The sequence below is a fragment of the Nocardioides hankookensis genome (assembly GCF_042658885.1).
In the GTDB taxonomy this organism is placed as follows: domain Bacteria; phylum Actinomycetota; class Actinomycetes; order Propionibacteriales; family Nocardioidaceae; genus Nocardioides; species Nocardioides hankookensis.
Genome location: NZ_JBHSRJ010000004.1, coordinates 56587 through 73613, shown reverse-complemented (window position 1 = coordinate 73613; position 17027 = coordinate 56587). Strand labels below are relative to the sequence as shown.

The 17027-nt window shown below is 71.1% G+C and carries 10 protein-coding genes; 6 read left to right on the top strand and 4 right to left on the bottom strand.

Annotated features, from left to right (window positions below; genetic code table 11):
- Nucleotides 1–6 precede the first annotated feature (6 nt).
- Genes ACFPYL_RS06725 through ACFPYL_RS06715 form a run of 3 tightly spaced genes read right to left on the bottom strand, consistent with a single transcriptional unit; the run spans nucleotide 7 to nucleotide 11553 of the window.
- Nucleotides 7–6639, bottom strand: coding sequence for a carboxypeptidase regulatory-like domain-containing protein (locus tag ACFPYL_RS06725; RefSeq protein WP_379152049.1), 6633 nt, complete (start codon nucleotides 6637–6639; stop codon nucleotides 7–9).
- Complete coding sequence (locus ACFPYL_RS06720; protein ID WP_379152047.1) at nucleotides 6636–9242, bottom strand: carboxypeptidase regulatory-like domain-containing protein; 2607 nt, start codon at nucleotides 9240–9242, stop codon at nucleotides 6636–6638. The genes ACFPYL_RS06725 and ACFPYL_RS06720 overlap by 4 nt, the downstream gene beginning before the upstream one ends.
- 1 nt (nucleotide 9243) lies before the next feature.
- Nucleotides 9244–11553 carry a carboxypeptidase regulatory-like domain-containing protein gene (locus tag ACFPYL_RS06715; protein ID WP_379152044.1) on the bottom strand — a complete coding sequence of 770 codons (2310 nt, stop codon included), beginning with the start codon at nucleotides 11551–11553 and terminating at the stop codon, nucleotides 9244–9246.
- Between the two features lie 200 nt (nucleotides 11554–11753).
- Here ACFPYL_RS06715 and ACFPYL_RS06710 point away from each other — a divergent pair, with 200 nt between their 5' ends.
- From ACFPYL_RS06710 to ACFPYL_RS06700, 3 genes are read left to right on the top strand one after another with little or no spacing between them, the layout of a single operon-like run.
- Complete coding sequence (locus tag ACFPYL_RS06710; RefSeq protein WP_056157457.1) at nucleotides 11754–12320, top strand: DUF4255 domain-containing protein; 567 nt, start codon at nucleotides 11754–11756, stop codon at nucleotides 12318–12320.
- The gene (locus tag ACFPYL_RS06705; RefSeq protein ID WP_379152041.1) at nucleotides 12313–12804 is read left to right on the top strand and encodes a septum formation family protein; all 492 of its coding nucleotides are present in this window, start codon (nucleotides 12313–12315) and stop codon (nucleotides 12802–12804) included. Before ACFPYL_RS06710 ends, ACFPYL_RS06705 begins: the two co-directional genes overlap by 8 nt.
- Before the next feature lie 27 nt (nucleotides 12805–12831).
- Nucleotides 12832–13221: a DUF4280 domain-containing protein gene (locus ACFPYL_RS06700; RefSeq protein ID WP_379152038.1), complete on the top strand. Its 390-nt coding sequence runs from the start codon at nucleotides 12832–12834 to the stop codon at nucleotides 13219–13221.
- A gap of 24 nt (nucleotides 13222–13245) precedes the next feature.
- Here the strand turns inward: ACFPYL_RS06700 and ACFPYL_RS06695 are convergent, their stop codons facing one another.
- Nucleotides 13246–14247, bottom strand: coding sequence for a helix-turn-helix domain-containing protein (locus tag ACFPYL_RS06695; protein ID WP_379152035.1), 1002 nt, complete (start codon nucleotides 14245–14247; stop codon nucleotides 13246–13248).
- Between the two features lie 157 nt (nucleotides 14248–14404).
- Here ACFPYL_RS06695 and ACFPYL_RS06690 point away from each other — a divergent pair, with 157 nt between their 5' ends.
- The 3 genes from ACFPYL_RS06690 to ACFPYL_RS06680 are packed head-to-tail and all read left to right on the top strand — an operon-like array spanning nucleotide 14405 to nucleotide 17024.
- A complete protein-coding gene (locus ACFPYL_RS06690) occupies nucleotides 14405–15979 on the top strand; it encodes a phage tail sheath family protein (protein WP_379152032.1) in 1575 nt (524 codons plus the stop codon).
- Nucleotides 15980–16032: 53 nt separating this feature from the next.
- A complete protein-coding gene (locus tag ACFPYL_RS06685) occupies nucleotides 16033–16506 on the top strand; it encodes a phage tail protein (protein ID WP_345522549.1) in 474 nt (157 codons plus the stop codon).
- 14 nt (nucleotides 16507–16520) lie between these two features.
- Nucleotides 16521–17024: a hypothetical protein gene (locus ACFPYL_RS06680; protein ID WP_379152029.1), complete on the top strand. Its 504-nt coding sequence runs from the start codon at nucleotides 16521–16523 to the stop codon at nucleotides 17022–17024.
- The last annotated feature ends 3 nt before the right edge of the window (nucleotides 17025–17027 follow it).

Sequence of the window (17027 nt, the reverse complement as noted above, 5' to 3'; positions counted from 1 at the left end):
CTCAGCTCACGGAGCCGTGCCCGCGACCCAGGCCGTCCCGTTCCAGTACGCCGGGTTCCCGTTGCCGAGCGTGACCTTCTTGCCCGTCGCCCACGCCGCCGCCGGGGTCGCCGTGACCCCGGAGAGCGCCGCCAGGTCGTAGGGGATCGGGGAGGCCGCCGGCGTGAAGGTGCCGTCATCCTTGGCCCCGGTGACCGGGCCCGGGGACTTGCCGTCCTGCCAGGTCGAGCCGTCCCAGTAGGTGAAGTCGCCGTTGCCCAGGACGACGTAGTCGTTCTTGGCCCAGACCGCGGCCGAGCCCAGGCCGAAGTGGGTGTCGTTCCTGATCGCCATCAGGTTGGTCGGCGGCACCGAGCCGGACGGGGAGAACGAACCAGGGTGACCCGCCGAGACGCCGGTGGCCGGCGGGCCGGGCGACTTGCCACTCTGCCAGGTCACGCCGTCCCAGTAGGCGTTGCCGCCGTTGCCCAGGACGACGTAGTCGTTCTTGTCCCAGATCGCGGCCGGGCTCAGGTCGAAGTTGTCGTCGGTCCTGATGTCCGTCAGGGTCTCCGGCTTCACCGCGCCGGTCGGCGAGAACGAACCCGGGTGGCCCGCCGTGACGCTGGTAGCCGGCGGCAGGGGCACCGTGATCGTCATCGCGTAGGAGCCGTCGGTCTCCGGACCGTCCGGGTCGTCGATGTCGATGGTCTCGTCGCCCGGTCGGCCGTCGACCGTCGCCGACACGGTCCAGCTGCCGGCAGGCAGGTAGTACGTGTAGGTGTAGCCGGTGCCGGTCCCGATCTCGTCCGTGTAGTCGTGGGGGGCGGCGTCCGGCACGGTCGTGTCGGTGGAGGTCAGCGTCAGCAGGGCCTGCGGGTCGCTGGGGATGTGACCGTTGACGGTGACCACGAGGGTCGCGAACTTCCCCTCGATGCTCAGCGGGACGTCGAGCGCCCCGCTGGCCGGCTTCGCGTCCGGCACCGGGTCGGTGGTCGTCTGGTCGGAGCCCCAGAACTTCTCGGAGGCAGGCGGGTCGGCACTGACCACGTAGCCGTTGCCGCCCGTCGGGAGCCAGACGATCGTGGGCGACGAGGCGCCGACGCTGACGTCGACGGGCGTCACGCCCGGGTCGTCCCCGGAGCGGGTGATGCTGACCTTGACCGACGCCGGGAAGCCGCTGCCCGCGAAGCCCGCCACCATGTCCTTGTCGACGCTGATCGCGACCGCACCCTCGTGGAGGATGACGTCGCCGGTGGCGCGGTCGGCGTCGGTCTCGTCGCCGGAGACCACCAGGCCGGTGCAGCCCGTGACCTCGTCGTCCCCGTTGCCGGTGTCGTCGACGTCGCCCGCCCGTCCGTAGTGGTCGTGCGCGCGGTCAGGGGTGACGTTGACCTGCCAGCACCCCCACGGCACGCCCTCGAACGTCGCCGCTCCCGACGCCACGGTGGCCACCGGGATCGTCGGGCCGCCCGTCCGGCTGAGCGTCACCTGGGAGCCGTCGGTGTCGCCGCTCGTCCAGCTCGGTGACACGTCGATCGTGACGCCGCGGGTGACGACGACCAGCGTCGGGTTGATGTTGGTGAAGCCCGCCGCGACGTAGCTGAAGAGGTAGCTGCCCATCGCCTGGGTGAGGTAGCCGTGCTTGTCGAACACGACCCACCAGGTGCCGTCGGGCACCGTGGTGAAGTTGAAGTAGCCGTGCTGCGAGGGGATCGCCGGGTTGGCGCCCGTGGTCTTCACCATCGCCTGCCGGTCGGTGCCCTCACCCGCACCGTGGCTGCACGTCTGGTCGTCACAGATCCGCACGCGTACGCCGTCGATGCCGGTGGCGACGACGCCGCTCGCGATGCTGGAGCCGCGGATGATGCCGATGTCGCGCGTGAAGGACGCGATGCCCTCCTCGAACTTCGTCGAGCTCGCCGTCGAGATGTAGCCCGACTTGGCGACGGCGATCTTGTAGGAGCCGGGCACGACGTCCTCGAAGACGTACTTCCCGGAGCCCGCGGGAGTCTCGTGGGCGACGTACGGGAGGTCGGTGAGCCCGTCGGGGGTCTGGAGCTTGACGTCCGCGCCGGTCACCGTGCCGACCTGGTCGGTCACGTTGACCGTCACCGTGGTCAGGTCGACGAACATGTCGATGTTCTGGGCGACGTCACCGGTCAGGTTCTCGAGCAGCACGCCCGGCAGCGCCCCGGAGGGAGTGGCGGTCGGCAGGTCGAAGCCGGGCGCCGTCGCGGTCAGCAGCCAGTTGCCCGACTTGATGCCCTCCTGGCTGGTGGAGCCGGTGAGGATGAACTGACCCAGCTCGTTGACCGAGGCCGTGAACCGGTCCGTCGCGTCGACGTGCGTGCAGTAGTGCTGGCCTGCCGGGATCGTGTCGCACCTGGTCAGCTGGACCTGCGCGTTGGCGAGCTCGCGGGTCTGGGCGCCCGGCGGTGCCGGCTGGTCGGCGATGATGCCTTCCACCGTGCCGGTGACCGTGCTCAGCCTCGTGAGCGTCACCGTGCAGGACTGCACGTTGCCCGGCGGGATGTTCGTCGTCGTCCGTGCGGACACGGGGGTCGGCGCGTCACAGGCCATCGGCAGGGAGCCGCTGCCGCCGCCGGCGGTGCCGAACGCGTGCGACGCCGCACGGATCCGCACCTTGTAGTCGGTGGCGTTGGGCTTGAGGCCCGTGAAGGTGACCGTGTTGGAGGATGCCGGGGCGGTCACCGTCTGGAGCTCGGTGGTGCCCTTGAAGAGGGTGTACTGGGCGCCGTTCACGTTCGCCGAGCCGTCGGTGGCGGGGCCGTCCACCGTGGAGATGGTGAGCGAGCCCTGCTTGACCAGCGTCAGCGGGCCGCCGCCGTCCCAGGTGCAGGCGGTCGCGCCGACGTCGCAGGTGACGCCCAGCGGGACGGACTCGTAGCCCGCGAGCGTCGCGGTGACCTTGTAGTGACCGGGGCGCGCCATCCCCGCCGGCAGCCGTGAGTCGTTCCAGTTCAGGTGGGCGTGCCCGGCAGCCGCGTCCGGGCTCGCCGTCAGCGACACGAACGTCCCGCCACCCGTGATGTCGACGCTGAAGGTCACGTTCGCCCAGCTGATGCCGCTGTCGTTCGGGGTCGACTCGAGCGCGAGCGAGTTTCCGTCGATCGCGGTGGGGTTGAGCGTGAACGCGTTCAGGCCGCTCGTCAGCAGCTGGCGGTTCGTGATCAGCAGCGGGTCGTAGCCGGTCTTGTTGATCTCGATCGACGAGGCCGCGCTGGAGCGGAACGTCTGCACGGCGAGCGAGTCGCCGGTCCAGTCACCGGTCGAGGGGCACTCCCCGGCGCTCGGCTCGGTGGTGCCCCCGTCCGTGGGGCTCGGCTGGATCGCGAAGCACCCGAGCGCGTCGGTGGTCATCTCCGCGGTGCCGAGAACGGTGGATCCGGTGTTGTACGTGCTCGGTGCGACGACCTTCACGTCCGCGCCGTCGATCTTCTTCGCCGTGCCGTCGATGTTGGCGGTCACCTGCCCGACGACGTTGCCGATCGGCAGGGTCAGCGTGAGGTCGACCGCGATGTCCTGGTCGAGCCCGATGAAGACGCCTTCTCGCGAGTCCTTGAGCCCGGCGGTGTCCACGGCCGAGACCGTGTAGGTCGCGTCCTTGATCTTGGTGAACGACGCGCGGCCGGTGCCGTCGGTCGTGCCCAGGGTGTCGTCGGAGGTGTCGGCGGGGGTGCCCGGGTCGAGCCGCACCGGCACCAGGGTGGCCGGAACCAGGTTGCCCGAGGTGCCGGGCTTGCGGACCGTCACCGTCAGCCGGCCCTTGCGGTGCAGCGGCACGCTGAAGTTCTGGGTGTCGCCCACCCCCAGGACCTTCACCGCCGGGTCGGCGGGCTCGTACTCGCCGTCGGACGGCTTGACGTAGACCGTGTACGAGCCGTGCTTGAGCACCTCGACGGAGTAGCTGCCGCGGCCGTTGACGAAGGCACAGACCGGCTCGTCCTCGGTGGAGTCGAGGTCGAAGGTGCCGCTCTGGAACGTGCAGGTCGGGTCGGGTCCGGTCGTCGCGTCCGTGCACGACTGGGTCGGCTCGTCGTCGCCCGTCGGCACCACCCAGATGCAGGTCGGACCGGTGGGCGTGCCCACGACCGAGGTGATCGTGCCGGTGACCTTCGGCGCCGGGAAGAGGCCGAGGGTCCCGACGTTGACGGTGCCGTCGGCTGGCACCTGGACCCGGGTGGTGGCCAGCTCGTAGCTCGGTGCGGTGACCTCGATGGTGTGCAGGCCCGGGAGCAGGCCGGTGTCCGTGTCCTCCGGAAGGGTGAACGTGTCGCCCGGGAGGAACGTCGTCGAGTACGTGACGCCGTCGTCGCCGCTCGGGTCGGCGCTGGCTCCGTCGGTGTCGATGTCGGGCTCGAAGACCCGGGCGGTCAGGCACTCGGTCCCGGCCGGCACGCAGGGGATCGCCAGGCCGGTGCCCGCGTCGACCACCTGGCCCTGGATCTTCGAGCGGCCGGCCAGGACGCCCCCGGCGAGCTCGTCGACGACCCGGTCGAGGTTGGTGGTGCGACCGGCGCGGACGGTGACGGTGACGTGGTCGGTCACGAAGCCGAAGAACTGCGTCGTCAGCGCGTAGGTGCCGGGTGCCACGCCGTCGAAGAGGTAGCTGCCGGCGGGCTGTGACGTCGACATCGTCTTGTAGGTGTTCTCGGCGTTCGAGAGCGTGAGCCCGGCGCCGATGACGGGCTCCGTGTCACCCGAGGTCGCCTTGCTGCTGACGGTTCCGCTGACCGAGCCGCTCGACGGCACCAGGTCGGCGCTGCTCCCGGCGCGCGACTGCCCGGGCTTCAGCGTGACCTTGCTGGTCTGCGTCTGCATGCCCGGGCCGGTCAGGGTGACGACGTACGTCCCGGGTGCGGGAAGGCCCGGGACCGTGTAGGTGCCCACGAAGTCGGCGGAGACCCGCGCGTTGCTGCCCGCGACCTTGTCGCCCTGGGTCAGCGTGGTCGCGGTGCGCACCTCGCCGGACTCGCTGGTGACCGTGACCGTCGCGCCGCCGATGCCCGCGAGCTCGCCCGAGGCGTTGGCCGAGCGGACCCGGCCGGTGAGGCTGGCGACGCCGGCCTTCACCTCGAGGTCGGCGGTCGCGGTCCCACCCGCGGCCAGGCTGACCATCCGCGACTCGCTCGACAGTCCGGGCTTCGAGGCCTGGACGACGTAGGAGCCGGGGGTCGACAGGCCCTTGACCATCCAGTGGCCGACGTCGCCGCGCGAGTTGGTGCTCGTCGTGATGGTCGTCGTGCCGTCGGAGATCGTCACCGTGGCCGCGCCGACCTTGCCGCTCGGGCCGACGACCGTGCCCGACAGCGTGCCGTTGCCGGCGGCGAGGTCGACCTCGAGCGGCTCGGCCGCGGCGTCGCTCGTCGAGTCGATGACGAAGGACTGCTTCTGGAAGCCGGGCTTGCTGAAGGTGAGCAGGTAGTAGCCGGGCTTCTTCACCTTCGCGAAGGCCCAGGACCCGTCCGTCGTGGTCGTCGCCGTACGGTCCGACGGGGTCGTCGGCAACGACTGGTTGAGGAACGCGGACGCGAGGCTCATCCCCGAGGAGCCCAGCTGCGTCCTCGGTACGCCGACGCCGACGCCGCCCTGGGCCTTCTCGTCGACGAGCGACGTCGGCTCGAGGCTGACCCGTACGCCGCCGGGCTGGTCGCCCGCGACGGTGCCGGTCAGGGTGAGCTCGGAGTCGTCGGTGCCGGCCGCCGCCGACTTCGCATCGCCCGTGCCGCCACTGCCGCCGCCGGTCCCAGCGGTGCCCCCGGAGCCGCCCGAGCTGCCTGAGCCGTCGCCTCCGCCGTCCTTGCCGGCACCGCCCTTGGCGCCGTCGGCGGTGGTCGTCGTGGTCGACGACCCGCCGCCGATCCGGTCGGCGAGCTGCGGGATGAAGATGACGGCCGCGCCGATCCAGATCGCGAGGACGGACAGCAGCGCCACGGTCTTCATGAGCATGGTGCCGACCAGCGGGTGCTGGGTGACGGAGCCGTCGACGTGCCGCAACGACTCCGTGCCGCTCGCGCTGACCGTGTAGGTGTGGTGCTCGCTGCCGCCGAACAGCCGCCGGTGGGACACGGTGGCCCTGCCCTTGACCAGCTCGGTGGCGCCGGGGAGCACCTCCACGACCTTCTTGCGGAACTTGACCCGCAGGCGCGGCGAGGTCTGGACACCCAGGGTGACGCGGGCGGGCTCGTTGCCGCTGTTGCGCAGCGCCAGCTTCATCCGGCGTGAGGACGTGGTCGAGGTCGACCGCGGCCGGAGCTCGAGCGTGAGCTGGTTGCGCGGGTTGACGACCAGGGTGCTGTCGACCATGACGGCGGCGGCGCCGGAGGGCCGGCCGCTCGCCGGGTCGAGGGCCTGGACCGTGAACGCGAACGGGTAGTGCGCCGGGACGGTCCCCTGGGTCGGCGACATGACCAGCGTGACCATGACGCTCTGGCCGGGCTCCAGCGTCGCGGTGCGGATCGGCGCGGGCAGCCAGGCAGCGTCCACCCCGAGCGCGCCGACCGCGAGCACGCGGGGCGACGTGGCGTTGTTGGTCAGCGTCACCTCGACCGGGAGCGGGGAGCCCGCAGCCGTGCGCAGGTGGCTGGCGACCACCAGCCCGGGTGCGGGTTCGGTGCTCGGGAACATCGAGGTCATTGCTCGGCCCTCAGGTTGATGGTCCGTTGCTCACTGGCCGCGAGCTGGACGGTCCGCGAGCCCTGCGGCGCGCTGCCGCGGGTCGGGCGGACCTCGATGACGTAGACCTCGGGCGCGTCGACGTCGTCGAACTCGAAGTGGCCTGCGGCGTTGGTGCGGACCGTCCGGTAGGGGTCGTCCGGGTAGTCGGGGGACCGGTAGATGTCGACGTACCAGCCTGCGGGGACCGTCGACCCGCCCTGGGTGACGGTGCCGGAGATGGAGGCCGCGGCGGCGAGCACCGGGCTGTAGTCGCGCACCTGACCCGCCGTGAGCTGCATGATCGTCGACGTCGGGCTGACGCCGTTGCGGCTGACGCTGACGGTGTAGGTGCCGGGCGGGATGTTCTCGATGCGATAGCTCCCGAGGTCCGCGGCGGGCACGGTCGCCGTGATGACGGTGTACGTCGCGGTGCCGGAGCTCAGCTGGACGGTCACCTCACCGACCGGCACGTTCGTCGACGAGGAGCCGGACTCGGGCTGCTTGATGGTCCCCTTCACGACCGCGGCCGACGGTTGCATCGACACCTCGATCCCCGCCGCGGAGACCGTGGCGCCCTGCGAGCCGGGCGTGATCTGGCCGGACGCGTCGAGCGAGACCGACAAGGTCTGCGAGGCGAGGTCGGACCGGGTGAACGTGACGGTGTAGGTGCCCGGGATGGCCAGGCCGCCGACCTTCCAGCGGCCGATGTCGCCCGAGCTCTGCGTCGCGGTGATGATCGTCTGCTCGCCGTCGGTGACCGTGACGGCCACCCCGGCGGCGGGGTCGCGGTCGGGCAGCAGGGTGACGGAGCCGTTGAGGGAGCCGGACGACTTGCCGAGCGTGAGGGCGACGCCGGTCAGCTTCTGCCCCTTGGCCAGGGTGAGCGTCATGGTCTGCGTCGCGAAGCCGGGCTTGCTCGCGACCACGGTGTAGCTGGCGGGCGTGGGCAGGCCGCGGAGCGTGAAGCTGCCGACATCCCCGCTCGTCAACGAGATCGTGGTGACCTCGGTCTGCCCGGAGGACGCGGTGATGGTGACCCCGCCGAGTGCCCCGGAGGCGGAGCTGACGGCCCCGGAGATCACCCCGTCGCCCTTGCGCAGGGTGATCTCGACGCCGTCGCGCTCCTCGCCCGCACCGACGTCGACGCGCTGGGTCGCGGTGGCGTACCCGGTCTTGGTGACGACGAGGTCGTACACGCTGGGTGACGGCACGTTGGTCAGCTCGAACGAGCCGTCCGACCCGATCGGGACGGTCTGCACGACGGCGCCCGTCGTCGAGTCGGAGCCGCTGGTGCCGGCTCCGCCGGCCACCGGCACGGTCAGCGCGACGGACGCGGCGGAGACGTCGTCACCGAGCACGGTCCCCTTGATCGAGGCGGGGACACCGCCGAGCGAGACGTCGAGTCCCGCCTTCTTGCTGTTGGCCTCGAGCGTGACCGTCTTCGAGTTGTCCGCCGACAGCGCCTGCGGGTACCAGATCTGGACGAACCCGGCACCGCGGAAGGTGATCTTGTAGTCGCCCGCGGGCAGGTTCGAGACCGACCAGGTGCCCGCCTTGCTGGTCGCCGTGTTGGCGATGGGCGCCGAGGTGTCGTCGGCCGGGAAGACGTCGACGGCGACACCCGGCACCGGCTTGCCCGATGTCAGCAGCAGCACGGTCCCGGACATCCCGCTGGTGCCGGAGGTGGCCGCGGCGTTGCGCGCCTGGGCGATCTCCAGGGCGAGGTTGCGGTCGGCTGCGGACTGGCCGACGATCTTCGAGAGCGCCAGCGTGATGACGACCGCGAAGACCGACAGCGCGAAGAGCAGGCCGAAGAGCGACAGCAGGCCGCGTCCCAGCAGGGCCTTCTGGACGAACGAGGCGTTCGCGAGGGGCGGCTCCTCCGAGCCGGGGCTCGGCGCGGCGCGGTTCTTCTTCTTGGGCGTCTTGACGGTGAGCTTCTGGTCGACGGACTCGGCGGGCGGCGGCGCCACCGGCGCCGGCGCACCGACCGGCGGCGGGTCCTCCATGCCGATGTCGAGGACGCGGACGAACGGACCGCCGACGAGCGGCCGCTTGGACTTCGCCTTGATCTCGACGACCGCGTGCTCCCCCGGCTCGAGGTCGAGCACCGGCGGCTCGAACTCGAACTGGACCTTGCCCTCGGCGTCCGTGCCCGTCAGGCGGCCGCTCACGGTCGTGTTGCCGGTGTTGTCGACCAGGAGGCCGAAGCGACCGACCTTGCCGGCCGTGAGCGCCATCGGGTCGACCCGCATCTGCACCGACCGGGCCTCGGGGACGACGAGCACGACCTCCTCGACGCTGGTCGCCTCCGGCGGGGTCAGCTCGCGCACCTGCACGGTGATCCGCCGGTCACCGGCGACCATCCCGTCGGGCACGGTGATCATCGCGGTGATGGTCCGGGTCTCGTCGGGGAAGAGCGAGATCTCGGTCTCGTCGACCTCGATCCAGCTCGGGTCCGCGCCGAGGAACCGGAGCGTGTAGCCGCCGATCACGTCGCTGGTGTTGCTGATCGTGATCTCGATCGGCTCCGGTCGCCGGGGTACGGCGATGATGCGGCGCTGGCTCAGCTCGACGTACACGTCAGCCCGCCGCCTTCATCACGAAGCCCTGGACCGAGGTGGCTCCGGACTTCACGGTGACGATGCCGGTCTGCTGCTTGAGGCCGTCGCCCGTGACGGTGACGCTGTAGGTGCCGGGCATCAGCGAGCTGAAGAGGTACCCGCCGTTGGTGAGGGTGCCCCCGGCCGAGCTGCTGGTCGTCACCCAGGAGCGGACGCCGTTCGTCGCGGTCACGGTCGCGCCGACGAACACACCGCCGCCGGGCCCGGTGACGGTGCCCCGGATGCCGCCGAGCTCCGTGTCGAGGGTGGCAGCGACGTTCGGCGGCGTTCCGTTGGCGCTCAGGCTGAGCGGCACCGTCTCCGAGGCGTAGCCGTCGGCGACGAAGGTCAGGGTGTAGTCGCCGGGCGCGCTCAGCCCGCAGATCGAGAAGCTGCCGACCGCCCCTTCGGTCAGGGTCGTCGTCGACGGGATCGCGCTCGCGTCGACGGTGCCGCCGCTCTGCACGGAGCCGCCCTGGAGGACCTTGACGCCCCCGAGCAGGTTGCCGTCGGCGTCCTTGACGGTGCCGACGGCGCAGCCCGTGCCCGCCGCCAGCTTGACGTTGACCCCGGTCTTGCTCTGCCCGGCCTCGAGGTCGACGACCACCGCACGCGAGCCGTGGTCCTCGCTGGTGAACGTGAGCATGTAGGTGCCGGGCGTCGCCAGGTGGTCGAGGGTGTAGGCGCCGACCTGGCCCGTGGTCGGGGTGATGACCGAGACCTCCTGGCCGGCGACGGTGCTGGTGATCGTCACGTTGCCGAGGGGGTTCGTCCCGTCCGTGACCACGCCGCTGATCTGGCCGCTGCCGGAGCTGAGCACGACGGTCGGCTGGATCCGGGACTCGCCGGCGCCGACGGTCGTGACCACCTTCGTCGCCTGGTAGCCGGGCGCGCTGAAGCTCAGCTCGTACGTCGCCGGCGCCGGCAGGTTGGCGAGCGAGTAGCTCGCGCCGTGGGTGACGGTCTGCGCCACCGGCGCGCTGCCGCCGGCCGCCGAGGTCGAGCGCGCGACGACCTTGGTGGTGACCGGGACCAGCGAGGCACCGGGGTCGATGTCGCCGGTGATGCTGCCGGGCGTGCCCTGGATGACGACGTTGATGCCCTCGGACTTGCCCTGCGCAGCGACGGTGACCTGCTTGGCGCCCGCCTTGGACGGGGCGTTGGGGTACCACACCGGCCGGTAGCCGTCGGCGCTGAACTTCAGCCGGTACGCCGTGGGGTACAGCCCCGCGAGGGTGTAGGTGCCGTCGGACTGGGTCGCGGCCGAGCTGACCTCCAGCAGCTTGGAGCGGCCCTGGCGGTAGGCCTGCACGGTGATCCGACCCGCGGGGAGCTGGTCGCTGGCCGCGGTCACGGTGCCGCTGATCTCCCCGCCGACGCCGGCAGGCAGCAGGCCGGTCTTGGGCATCGCGCCCGCAGGCGCCGGGCCGGTGGTCGCCGCGGACGGGTCGAGGTCGCCGGAGGCGTCGTCGGCCGACACCGGGAAGAAGGACGCGGGCGCCGTCTTCGTCATCGGGTCGCCGGCCAGCACCTGGGTGAGGCCGAGCAGGAAGATCGCCGCCCAGAGGACGACGATGCCCAGCAGGATCAGTGCGGTCAGCAGGCCCCGGCTGACCAGCGGCTTCTGCCGGAGACGGACGATGGTCTCGCGCTCGAGCTCGGGACCGGTCTCGGTCTCGTCCATCGCCGGGATCGTGTGCGCCCGCTTGGCGACCAGCCCGACGGTCACCATCCGGTCGGTCTCGGAGCCGGTGAACATCCGAGGCCCCTTGACCGCGAGGATCACCGGCGTCGAGACGCCGGGCTCGACGTGCACGGTCTCGGGCGTGAACCGGGTCTTGGTGCGCTTGTCCTCCTGGGTCGAGGACAGCACCGCGTCGAGCGCGACGTTGCCGCTGTTCTCGATGTTCAGGACGAAGCGCCCGGTGCGCTTGGAGCGGATCGTCTGGGGGTCCGGCACCATCTTGATGCCGGGTCGGGCCGAGACGGAGAGGTCGATGTCGACGTGCTGCGTGGGCGAGCCGGAGCCGTGCGACACGACCGCGATCGTGAGCGGGTGCATGCCGGCCGGCTGGTGGGTCGGCACCCCGATCGAGAGCGTGATCTGGCCCTGCGCGTCCGGGAACAGCGGCAGCAGCTGCGGCTCGACGGAGATCTGCCCGTCCGGCAGCCCGATGAGGTGGGCGGTCACGCCCTCGATCAGCTCGCCGGTGTTGACGACGTCGACGCGGACCTCGACGGTCTCTCCCGGGTTGGCGGTGACCAGCCGGTGCTCGGTGGCTACGCGCACGACTGTCCTCCCCGGGTGACTTGGCTGACCGTCCGATCCTAGGAATCCGGGGCCGCGTGCGTGGCCGAATCGGGAAACCCGAAGGGGTCAATCCCCTGGCCCGTTCGGGGGGTGTCAACTACCTGTCGAGAGGACCGCTACCCGAGGGGCGATCTGGGCGATTTCGTGTGGCCCCACGGGATGCGTGCCAGACTCGCCGCGTGTTCATCAGCCACGTGGACTCGAGCCTCGAGAAGCTGCTCCGCGCGCGGCTCCCGCTCCCGGAGGAGATGGGCGACGTCTCGTTCGACCCGCCCAGCGGCACCTGGTCGGCACAGCTGTCGCGGATCACGGTGAACCTCTTCCTGTACGACGTGCAGCGCAGCAACCAGCCGTCCGCCCCGGCGACCCGCAACCCCGAGGGCGGACCCGCCCAGCGCCGCCGGCCGCAGCCGATGATGCAGCTCGGCTACCTGGTCAGCGCCTGGGCCGGCAGCCCCCGCGACGAGCACCAGCTGCTCGGCGACGTGGTGAGCATCTTCGCGGGCGTCGAGGCGATCCCCGAGGACCTGCTCCCGGCCGAGCTCTCCTCGACCGTGCGACTCGGCCTCGGCGACAGCGACAACAAGGTCCGGGAGATCTGGGCGGCGTCCGGAGGCTCGCTCAAGGCGTCGTTCAGCCTGATGGTCACGGTGGCAGCCGACACCTTCGACTGGGAGCTCACGCCCCCGTCGGTGGAGCGGATCAGCGGCATGGCCTCGCGGATGGACGACGGTCCGCATGCCTGATCGCTCCCTCCTCGGGCGATGCGCGGCGGGCGCGACGGCCGCCCTGCTCGCCGTCCCGCTGGTCAGCGGGTGCGGCTACTTCGGCCGCGGCGACGACACCTTGGGCGTGTCCGTCTTCGACGTCGGGGTCGGGCAGTGCTTCGAGGCCCAGGGCGAGGTCAAGGCCCAGCTCAGCGAGCTCAGCGAGGTCGACTGCGACGAGGACCACGCCCAGGAGTCGTACGCCGTGATCCCCTACGTCTCCGACGGTGGCGACGCGGGCGACACCTACCCGGGCGACGACGCCCTCGCGAAGTTCGCCAACGGCGCCTGCGCCGGCGCGTACGGCAAGTACGTCGGGGTCGACTACCTGGACTCCTCGCTCTTCTACACCTACCTGCTGCCCTCGGCCCGCAGCTGGGAGGACGACGACCGCAGCGTCATCTGCTTCGTGACGAGTGCGGGCGAGCCGTTGCAGGGGTCGGTCAAGGGCTCGAAGCGCTAGGCACCCACCACAGACCGGGAGGACGTCATGGGACAGAACGCAGTGATGGGAGCGATGCTCCAGTGCTCCTTCGGGCTCGCCCCGTCGACGCTGGTGCCCAAGGGCGTGAGCAAGGTGATGATCGAGGGAAGGCCCGCGGCGACGACGATGGACAACATCGGCGGCGCGAACATCCCGCCGTTCGGCATGTGCAACAGCCTGGCCAACCCGACGGTCGCAGCCGCCACCGCGGCGGCGCTCGGCGTGCTCACCCCGATGCCCTGCGTCCCCCTCGTGCCGGCACCGTGGGTGCCCGGCGCGATCAAGACGATGCTGGGCAACCAGCCCGCACTGGTGTCGGGGTCGACGTGCCAGTGCGCGTACGGCGGGGTCATCCAGATGACGATGCCCGGCGCGGTGCGGACCCAGTCCAACTGAGCCGACCGTCTGGTGGCTCTGAAGTCACTTGACGGTTGGCCGCGCAGGCATCAGCCGCCACGGCTCGGCACCGGTCGAGCGCGCGCCCAGCGACCAGGCGAACACCTCGCCCGGCGCGAGTCCCTGGCGGACCCGCTCCAGGTCCGCCACGAGCGAGCCCGCCTCCTCGTCGCCGTACGCCGCCATCGACAGCCACGCCGCGGCCATGTCGGGCCATCGCGCGGGGTCGCGCACCGTGTGGACGGTGATGTGGGAGCGCACCGCCAGGGCCTCGCGCAGCGCCGGCAGCGCGACCGGCCCGCGGCCGTCGGTGACCAGGTGGAGCCGTGACGCCGTCGGCCACCGGGTCCGGGACCGGTTGACCTCGTCGAGGAAGCCGAGCAGCGCGCTGGCGGCGTCGACAGGAGCCGGTGGCAGGTCGCGCTGCAGGGCGGCCCCGAGGTCGCGCAGCGCGTCGGCGGAGGCCGACTCGTCGGTCCGGTCGCCGGCCCGCGACGGCTCGCGGACGTCGAGCACCGCGAAGCTCTCCGGCGGTCCCAGGCGCAGCGCGAGCACTGCTGCCACCTGGCCGGTGAGCGCCGGTGTCACCGACAGCCGGAAGCCGCCGCGCACCGGCTGGAGCCCGTAGGCGTGCCAGGCCCGCACGACCGTGCCGCGACCGACACCGAGCCGCTCACCGAGCAGCCGCGACGACCAGTGGCTCACCGCCAGCCGGCGGGGCGGGGTCGCGAGCGAGGCCGCCAGCACGTCCGACGCGGCGGCCTGCGGACGGCGCCCCGGGCGGGTCCGGTCGTCGAGCCCGTCGATCCCCGCGTCGACGTACCGCTGCCGCCAGACCAGGACCGTCGGGCGCGACACCCCGACCTTGTCCGCGATCTCGGTGTTCGAGAGCCCGTCGGCGGCGAGCAGCAGGATCCGGGCCCGCTGGGCGAGCCCGGCGCGCACCGTGGGGCTGCGGGTCATCGCCACCAGCCGCGGCTGGTCGCCCTCGCGGAGCTCGAGCGCGGCGGCGGGGCGGTTGGCCATGCCCGATCATCGAAACCCCAGCACCCAACCGTCAAGACATCTTCGCGCCATCGGCATAGTCATTTCGGGCCATGTGTCGCCGTTCTCGTTGCAGGCCCCCCAGGCCGGGCGCAGGCTGCCGATGTCCTGCCAACTGTCGCGAGAGCGGATCAAAGAGATGCCCACATACACCGCACCCGGCGTCTACGTCGAAGAGGTCCCGTCGTCCCAGAAGGTTCTGTCCGCCGCGCCGACCGCGGTGGCTGCCTTCGTCGGGTTCACGGCCACCTTCCCGAACGATGACCCCAACGACCCCCAGGGTCTGTCCCCCCGGCTCGTCACGAGCTGGACCCAGTTCGAAGGCCTCTACGGCGGGTTCGCCGAGGGCTGCATCCTCCCGCTCTCCGTCTACGGCTACTTCGCCAACGGCGGCAGCATCGCCTACATCTGCCGGGTCCCGAACACCGAGCCCGCCGGCCAGCCGGCCACCCTGGCCCTCCCGGCCGCGGACCGCGCGCTGGGTCTCCCCGTCTCCGTCGAGAGCGTCGAGCCCGACGCCAACATCACCCTCCAGGTGACCACCGACGACGGCGGCGACGACGAGGCCGACGGCCCGGCCACCTTCACCATCACCGTGCTCGAGGGCGGCGAGGCCGTGGAGTCCTTCTCCGGCCTCGGCTTCGGCAGCGGCGACTCCAACGTCGCGACGGCCGTCAACGCCACCTCGACGAAGATCAAGATCGAGCTCAACCTGGACGACAAGGTCGACCTGGCCTCGCAGCTCGAGCTGGTCAAGCCCGGCATGTACCCGCTCGAGAAGGCCGCGCCCACCCCGGTGCCGGTCACGGGCACGAAGTTCGCCGGGTCCGAGTCGGCCCGCCGCGGCATCAACGGCCTGGCCGTGGCCGAGGACGTCACCATGGTGATCGTCCCCGACCTGGTCACCGCCGCCACCGGGGAGGACGGCACCGTCGACCTCAACCTGTGGAAGGCCGTGCAGACCTCGCTGATCTCGCACTGCGAGCAGAACGGCAACCGGATGGCGGTCCTCGACGCGCCTCCCGGCATGTCGCCCCAGCAGATCAAGGAGTGGCGCAGCGACGTCGCGATGTACGACTCGGCGTACGCCGCGCTGTACTACCCCTGGGTCAAGGTCGAGAACCCGACCGGCGTCAACGGCAACAGCGAGATCCTGATCCCGCCGTCGGGCCACGTGGCCGGCGTCTGGGCCCGGACCGACGACACCCGCGGCGTGTGGAAGGCCCCGGCCAACGACACGATGCGGGGCGTCCTCGACATCGAGCGCACCGTCACCCAGAACGAGCAGTCGCTGCTCAACCCGATCGGCATCAACTGCATCCGTCCGTTCGGCACCCGCGGCATCCGCATCTGGGGCGCGCGCACCCTCGCCTCGGACACCGACTGGAACTACATCAACGTCCGTCGCCTGTTCAACATGGTCGAGGCGACGATCCTCACCGGCACCCAGTGGGCGGTCTTCGAGCCCAACGACATGGCGCTCTGGGAGGGCGTGAAGCGGACCGTCGGAGCCTTCCTCCGCGGCCTGTGGTCGGCCGGTGCCCTCTTCGGCACCTCCGCCGACGAGGCGTTCTACGTCAAGTGCGACGCCGAGACGAACCCGCCGGAGTCGATCGACCAGGGCCTCCTGGTCGTCGAGGTCGGGATCGCCCCGGTGAAGCCGGCGGAGTTCGTGGTGTTCCGCATCAGCCAGAAGAAGCAGGTCGCCGGCTGACGCCGGGACCCCGTCAACCCACTAGCACTCACTAGAGACCGGAGTCCCCAGTCATGCCCAACGACCTCATCTCAACCGACCCGATCGTCGCCCAGAACTTCTACCTGGAGATCGACGGCGAGAACATCATCCTGTCCGGCGTCTCGGGCCTCGACGTCGAGCACGACGTCGTCACCATCCAGCAGAACGGCCCCACGGGTCGCATGCAGGTGGTCAAGACCCGCGGCAACACGCAGAAGGCACCGGACCTGACCATCACCCGGATGGCGCCCTCGGACGCCATGGCCGACCCGATCTGGAAGTGGTTCATCGCGATCCGCGACAAGGGCCTCACGATGGACCGGGCCAGCGCCCGCAAGAACGGCTCGATCGTCCTCTACGACACCTCGTTCGTGGAGATCGGCCGCTTCAACTTCATCAAGGGCTGGCCGAGCAAGATCGCGACCGACGCCGTGAGCACGGAGTCGTCCGAGGCGGTCAAGGAGACCATCACTCTGGTGATCGAGCGCCTCGACCGCGTCAAGTAGGGCAAAGTAGGCGCGTGAGCTCTTTGCGTACGTCGTACGAATTCACCCTTCCGCGTGGCTACGTGGACGGGCAGGGTCGTCTGCACAAGACGGGCAAGATGCGGCTGGCGACAGCCCGCGACGAGCTCGAACCGCTGCGCGACCCGACGGTTCAAGGCCCCGACGACCCGCGTCTCACCATCCTGGTGCTGACGCGGGTCGTGGAGGAGCTCGGCAGCCTCGAGCTGGTCACCTCGTTCGACATCGAGGGCCTGTTCGCGGTGGACCTGGCGTTCCTCCAGGACTTCTACGGGGTGATCAACTTCGGCAGCCAGGAGGAGTACGACGCTCTGGTCAACGCCCAGGCGTCGTCCTCCCTCCTCGGCGTCGGCTCTGCCGCCGCACCCGCTCCGACCGCCGACCAGGCGGACCCGGCGGGGGCGGCGGCCGAGCCGGCCGAGCCCGCTGCTTCGCCGGATCCGGGTCCGCGACCGAACCTGCGTCGAGCGGTCGAGGAGATCCCGCGCAAGGCCCAGTGAGCT